Genomic DNA, 6,081 nt, shown 5'->3' on the forward strand with positions numbered 1-6,081 from the left:
TTCTCGCGCAGCAATGCCCCGCCCAGACCCTTGATCAGGTCGAGCCGGCCCGGCACCACCTGATCCGCACCGTCGATGGTGAGATCGAGCCGGGGATGGCGGCCGAGATCGGTCAGACTGATCCCGCCCGCGCTCGCCTGCTCGGCGCTGCGGACCGAGGTCGGCACCGCCTCGATCCTGAGGCCTTCCTTGGCCACCCGTCGGATCAGGGCGGCGATCACGTAGGCGGCGGTCGAGCCGGTGCCCAGCCCCACCGTCATCCCGTCCTCGACCAGAGCTGCCGCCGCTGCCGCGGCCGCCCGCTTCTGGCCATCCACCTCCACCAGTTCACCGCCCATCGCCGGCCCCGGATCCCGCCGGCAGGCAACCTCCCTGCCCGCGCTGCGTTGATGGTAGTGCATTGCCGTGGCTAGAACAGCATCCCGACGGGTTTTCCCTTCGGCCCAAGAGTTCTCCCTTCAGGAAGTGGGATCGAGATGAGCGCGCAGCCTGGCGACCTGGACCGGCTCTGCATCGACACCATCCGCACGCTGGCGATGGATGCGGTGCAGAAGGCGAACTCCGGCCATCCCGGCACGCCCATGGCGCTGGCGCCGGTCGCCTACGAGCTCTGGCAGAACCATCTCAGCTTCGACCCGGCCGACCCGATCTGGCCGAACCGCGACCGGTTCGTGCTGTCGGTCGGGCATGCCTCGATGCTGCTCTACAGCCTGCTACACCTGACCAGGACCCGGGCGGTCGACAGCGACTACAACCAGACCGGCAGCGTGTCGGTTTCGCTGGAGGACATCCAGAACTTCCGCCAGCTCGACAGCAAATGCCCGGGCCACCCGGAATACCACCTGACCTCCGGCGTGGAGACCACTACCGGCCCGCTGGGCCAGGGGGTGGCCACCAGCGTCGGCATGGCCATGGCCGAGCGCTGGCTGGCCGCGCATTACAACCGGCCGGACTTCACGCTGTTCGACCACAAGGTCTACGCATTGGCCGGCGACGGCGATCTGATGGAGGGCGTGTGCGCCGAGGCGGCCTCGCTGGCCGGCCACCTCCGGCTGGCCAACCTCTGCTGGATCTACGACAGCAACCAGATCACCATCGAGGGCGGCACCAACCTCGCCTTCTCCGAGGATGTGGGCACCCGCTTTGCCGGCTATGGCTGGCATGTTGAGCAGATCGAGGACGCGAACGATCGCGCCGCCCTCGGCCGGGCCCTGACGGGCTTCCAGAGCCGCACCGACAAGCCCACCATGATCATCGTGAAGAGCGTGATCGGCTATGGCGCGCCGAAGAAGGCCGGCACCGCCGCCGCCCACGGCGAGCCGCTCGGTGCGGAGGAGATCAGGGGGGCGAAGCAGGCCTACGGCTGGCCGGAGGACGCGCAGTTCCTGGTGCCTGATGGCGTCTATGACCATTTCGCGAACGGCATCGGAGCGCGCGGCGGCAAGGCCAACGCAGCGTGGAAGGAGCTGTTCGAGCGTTACGCCCGGCAGTTCCCCGACGAGGCCCGCCAGGTCGACCAGATGCAGCGCCGCGAGCTGCCGGAAGGCTGGGACAAGGACATCCCGAGCTTCCCTGCGGACGCGAAGGGCATCGCCAGCCGCGATTCTTCCAGCCAGGTCCTGAACGCCCTGGCAAAGAACCTGCCCTGGCTGGTGGGCGGGGCTGCGGACCTGGCACCGTCGACCAAGACCCTGCTCAAGTTCGAGGGCGCCGGCTCGCTCCAGGCAGACCAGCCCGGCGGCCGCAACCTCCATTTCGGCATCCGCGAACATGCGATGGGCTCGGCCTGCAACGGCCTGGCCCTATCCAAGCTGCGTGCCTACGGCTCCACCTTCCTGATCTTCAGCGACTACATGAAGCCGGCGATCCGGCTCTCCGCGCTGATGGAGCTGCCGGTCGTCTGGATCTTCACTCACGATTCGATCGGCGTCGGCGAAGACGGCCCAACCCACCAGCCGATCGAGCAATTGCTCAGCCTGCGCTCGATCCCGGGCCTGATCACGCTGCGCCCGGCCGATGCCAACGAGGTCGCCGAGGCTTGGCGGGTGATCGCCAGGCTCCGGCACCAGCCGGCCTGCCTGGTCCTGTCGCGCCAGCCGCTGCCGACCTTCGACCGCGAACGCTTTCGCTCCGCGGAGGGTACCGCCCGTGGTGCCTACATCATGGCCGAGCCGGAGGATGGCAAGGCGGAGGTGATCCTGATCGGCACCGGCAGCGAGGTGCAGATCTGCATCGAGGCGCACGAGAAGCTGCGTGCCGAGGGCATTCGCAGCCGGGTAGTCTCCATGCCGAGCTGGGAACTGTTCGAGGAGCAGGACGGGACCTACCAGGACGAGGTGCTGCCCGCCTCGATTGAGGCGCGGGTGAGCGTCGAGCAGGCTTCAGTGATCGGCTGGGACCGCTATGCCGGACGCAAAGGCGCCAAGATCGGTATGCAGGAGTTCGGCGCATCCGCGCCGCTGAAGGCACTGCTGAGCCATTTCGGCTTCACCGCGGACAAGGTGGCCGCGGCCGCGAAAGAGCAGATCGCCCGCGTAGCGAACAGCGGCTGAGCGCCGGCACGGCTGCAGTGACGCGGGTGGAGGGACAGCGGACCCGGCACGAGGAGAGCGGCATGCAGCTCGGGATGGTCGGCCTTGGCCGGATGGGCGGTAACATCGTGCGGCGGCTGCTGCGCCACGGCCATGAGACGGTCGTGTTTGACATGGCACCGGTCACCGTCGACGCGCTGGTCGCCGAGGGTGCCAGCGGCAGCAACTCCGTGGAGGAGCTGATAGCCCAGCTCCGGCCGCCGCGCGCCGTCTGGACGATGCTGCCGGCCGGCAGGGTCACCGAGCGCATGATCACCCGCCTGGGCGAGCTGCTTGAGCCCGGTGATATCGTGATCGACGGCGGCAACAGCTTCTACAAGGACGACATCCGCCGGGCAGAGGCACTCGCATCCAAGGGCATCCGCTATGTCGACGTCGGCACCTCCGGCGGGGTCTGGGGCCTGGAGCGCGGCTACTGCATGATGATCGGCGGTGAGAAGGACGCCGTGGACCATTTGGACCCGATCTTCCAGGCACTGGCTCCCGGTCGAGGCGACATCCCCTCGACCCCCGGCCGCGACGACCTCGATCCGCATGCCGAGCAGGGCTATCTGCATACCGGCCCGGTCGGCTCCGGCCATTTCGTGAAGATGGTCCATAACGGCATCGAGTACGGCCTGATGCAGGCCTATGCCGAGGGCTTCGACGTGTTGCGCGGCAAGAACAGCGCCGAGCTGCCCGAGGAGGAACGCTACGAGCTGAACCTGGCGGACATTGCCGAGGTCTGGCGCCGCGGCAGCGTGATCACCTCCTGGCTGCTCGACCTGAGCGCCATGGCCTTGGCGAAGGAGCCGGACCTCGGCAGCTTCACCGGCGAGGTCGCGGATTCCGGCGAGGGCCGCTGGATGATCAATGCCGCCATCGAGGAGGCGGTCCCGGTCAACGTGCTGTCCGCCGCCCTGTTCGCCCGCTTCCGCTCGCGGGAGGAGAATACGTTCGGCGAGAAGCTGCTCTCCGCCATGCGGCTGGGCTTCGGCGGCCATGTGGAGCCGAAGCCGCGCTGAATCCTAGGTCAGACCTCCACCACCACGTACTCGCCCTCCACCGAGACCGGGAAGGTCTCGGCCTGGTAGGGCCCCTCCACCACCCGCGCCCCCGGCTCGACCGAGACCGCGTAGTTGCGCACCCGCATCTTCACCGGGTCGCAATAGGACTTGCCGGTCCGCAGGTCGAATTCCCAGCCATGCCAGGGGCAGCGGACGATCTCGCCTTGCCGGCTCAGGCTGTAGCGGCCCGGCCCGTCCGAGCCGACCAGGCTGGTCAGCTTGCCGGTGCACAGGCTGCCGCCCTCGTGCGGGCACTTGTCGTAAAGGGCGAAAAACTCGCCCTTCACATGGAAGATCGCGATCGGCCGGCCATTGATCTCGACCAGCTTGCGACCGCCGTCGGGGATCTCGGCGGCGGTCGCGACGACATGCTTGGCCATGCGTCAGAGGCGGAACAGCTTGCGCGCGTTTTCGGAGCAGATCGCCTTGGTCTGCTCCGGCGTCAGCCCGCGCGGTAGGGCCCGCGCCGGGTCGTCGAAGTCCCAGTGCGGATAGTCGGTGGCGAACAGGAGCCGGTCCATGCCTACCTGCTCCATCAGGTCGATGAGCTGCCGGGGGCTCTCCGGCTCGTCCATCGGCTGAGTGGTGATGTAGAGTTGCTCCTTCAGATACTCCGAGGGTGGGCGCTTGAGGTGCGGGACCTCGGCGCGCAGCCGGGCCCAGTGCTTGTCGAGCCGCCAGGACAGCGCTGCCAGCCAGCCGAAGCCGCCCTCGATGTTGATGAACTTCACGTTCGGGAAGCGCTCGAACACACCTTCCAGCACGAGGCTCGCGACCACCGACTGGCAGGCCGCCGAGTGGCCGGTCGTTTCCTCGAGATAGTAGGACGGCCAACCGGTGCCGCTCACCGGAAAGCCGCTATAGCCGAACACGTGCATCGCCACCGGCAGCCCGTGCCGCTCCGCCGCCTCGTAGATCGGCCAATAGCGCTTGCGCCCGAGCGGCTCGTTGGTGCGGGTCAGGAGCAGGACCTGGGAGAAGCTCTTGTCGCCGGCCCGCTTCTCGATCTCGGCCACCGAGGACTGCGCGTCTTCGTAGGAGACCAGGATCGAGGCCTTCAGCCGCTTGTCCTGGTGCGCCCAGGCATCGAGCTGCCAGTCGTTGACCGCACTCACCATTGCGGTGGTGAAATCCGGGTCCTGGTCGGCCTGGCCGCTCGGGTAGAGCGGCGACATCATGGCGTACTCGACGCCATAGGCATCCAGATAATGCTGCTGGGTGAAGGCCAGGTCGCTGCCCGGCTGGCTGCCGTCCGGGCCCCAGGCGTCCCGTCGTGCCGCCCGGGGTGCCGCCTTGGGATAAGGGTCGCCATTGACGAAGGCATGGCGCGGCCGGAGCCCGTAGGTCTCGATCCGCTCCCACCAGCGCCGGCTGAGATAGGGCTTCAGTTCATCGATCTTCTTCACCGTCGGGTGGAAGTCGCAGTCGATGATGCTCAGCCGCTGCGGCTTGGCCCGCACGGGGGCCGCGGGTGCCGCGGTCTCCGTCTGCGACCGATCAAGAACCTCGAGGGTCATATCGTGCCTCCCAGACGAGGATAGGTAGCGAGCGGGTTGTCGACCATGATCTTGCGCTGCAGCTCCTCCGAAAAGCCAGCAGGCATCAGGTCATCACCGTCGAACTGCCAATGAGGATAGTCCGACGAGTACAGGAGTAAATCTTCCGAGCCCAGATGATCGAGCGCGCGGGCTACTTCGACCGGATCCTGCGGCGCATCGAAGGGCTGCAGGGTCAGCCGGAAATGCTCCCGGACGATCTCGAGCGGTGAGCGGTCGACCCAGGGCACCTCGATGCGCAGGCCGCGCCAGCCCTTGGAAAACCGCCACAGGAAGGTCGGCAGCCAGGTCACCCCGGATTCGGCCAGCACCACCTTCAGCTTGGGGAACTTCTGGAACACGCCGTGGCTGATCAGGCTGGCGGTCTGCGCCTGGAATGCCTGAGTCTGCACCACGTAGTCTTCGACATGGTAGGTGGGCCAGCCCGAGGCGGTGACCGGGTGCCGGTACGCGCTGCCCAGGTGCACGCAGATCGGCAGGCCATGCTTCTCCGCGGCCCGGTAGATCGGCCAGTGGAAGCTCTTGCCCAGCGGCAGCTCGCCCATCACCAGGACCAGCACCGAGACGAAGCGCTTGTCGTGGGCCCAGCGCTCGATCTCGTCGACCGCCAGTTCCGGGTTCTGCACCGGCACCACGATCGAGGCGCGCAGCCGGGGCTCCTTGTCCAGCCACTTCGCCGCGATCCAACGGTTGACGGCGGTGGCGAACGCGGCCGCCATGTGCTCGTCGTTGATCATCTGCACGCCGTAGAGGCAGTTGCAGATCGCGATCGCCGGGTCCCAGCGGTCGAACAGCTCCTTCTGGATCCGCTCGACGCTCTCCGCCGCCCTGCCCTTCCCGTCGCGCCATTCCGGCCGGGCATTGATCGGCGCCATCAGGGGGAAGCTG

At 67.6% G+C, this 6,081-nt stretch carries 6 protein-coding genes; 2 read left to right on the forward strand and 4 right to left on the reverse strand.

Annotated features, from left to right (window positions below):
- Positions 1-338: ribose-5-phosphate isomerase A (locus EQG76_RS11715; protein ID WP_200840754.1), on the reverse strand; the 338-nt coding region annotated here is incomplete at its 3' end.
- Between the two features lie 138 nt (positions 339-476).
- Between EQG76_RS11715 and tkt the strand changes: the two genes are divergently transcribed.
- The gene (tkt, locus tag EQG76_RS11720) at positions 477-2,552 is read left to right on the forward strand and encodes a transketolase (protein ID WP_159713555.1); all 2,076 of its coding nucleotides are present in this window, start codon (positions 477-479) and stop codon (positions 2,550-2,552) included.
- 62 nt (positions 2,553-2,614) lie between these two features.
- A complete protein-coding gene (gene gnd / locus EQG76_RS11725) occupies positions 2,615-3,595 on the forward strand; it encodes a phosphogluconate dehydrogenase (NAD(+)-dependent, decarboxylating) (RefSeq protein ID WP_159713557.1) in 981 nt (326 codons plus the stop codon).
- 8 nt (positions 3,596-3,603) lie between these two features.
- Here gnd and EQG76_RS11730 read toward each other — a convergent pair whose 3' ends face one another.
- From EQG76_RS11730 to EQG76_RS11740, 3 genes are all read right to left on the reverse strand, one after another.
- On the reverse strand, positions 3,604-4,017 hold the full coding sequence (locus tag EQG76_RS11730; RefSeq protein WP_159713558.1) for a Rieske (2Fe-2S) protein: 414 nt from the start codon (positions 4,015-4,017) through the stop codon (positions 3,604-3,606).
- A gap of 3 nt (positions 4,018-4,020) precedes the next feature.
- A complete protein-coding gene (locus EQG76_RS11735; protein ID WP_159713559.1) occupies positions 4,021-5,154 on the reverse strand; it encodes an amidohydrolase family protein in 1,134 nt (377 codons plus the stop codon).
- On the reverse strand, positions 5,151-6,081 hold a 931-nt coding region (locus EQG76_RS11740; RefSeq protein ID WP_235031327.1), incomplete at its 5' end, for an amidohydrolase family protein. The genes EQG76_RS11740 and EQG76_RS11735, both read right to left, overlap by 4 nt.

The organism is Geminicoccus flavidas, from assembly GCF_009806515.1.
Lineage (GTDB): Bacteria > Pseudomonadota > Alphaproteobacteria > Geminicoccales > Geminicoccaceae > Geminicoccus > Geminicoccus flavidus.

Excerpts from the sequence above, each read along its gene's own strand:
- tkt (WP_159713555.1), top strand. The coding sequence starts at position 477 with ATGAGCGCGCAGCCTGGCGACCTGGACCGGCTCTGCATCGACACCATC.
- gnd (WP_159713557.1), top strand. The coding sequence starts at position 2,615 with ATGCAGCTCGGGATGGTCGGCCTTGGCCGGATGGGCGGTAACATCGTG.
- EQG76_RS11730 (WP_159713558.1), bottom strand. The coding sequence starts at position 4,017 with ATGGCCAAGCATGTCGTCGCGACCGCCGCCGAGATCCCCGACGGCGGT.
- EQG76_RS11735 (WP_159713559.1), bottom strand. The coding sequence starts at position 5,154 with ATGACCCTCGAGGTTCTTGATCGGTCGCAGACGGAGACCGCGGCACCC.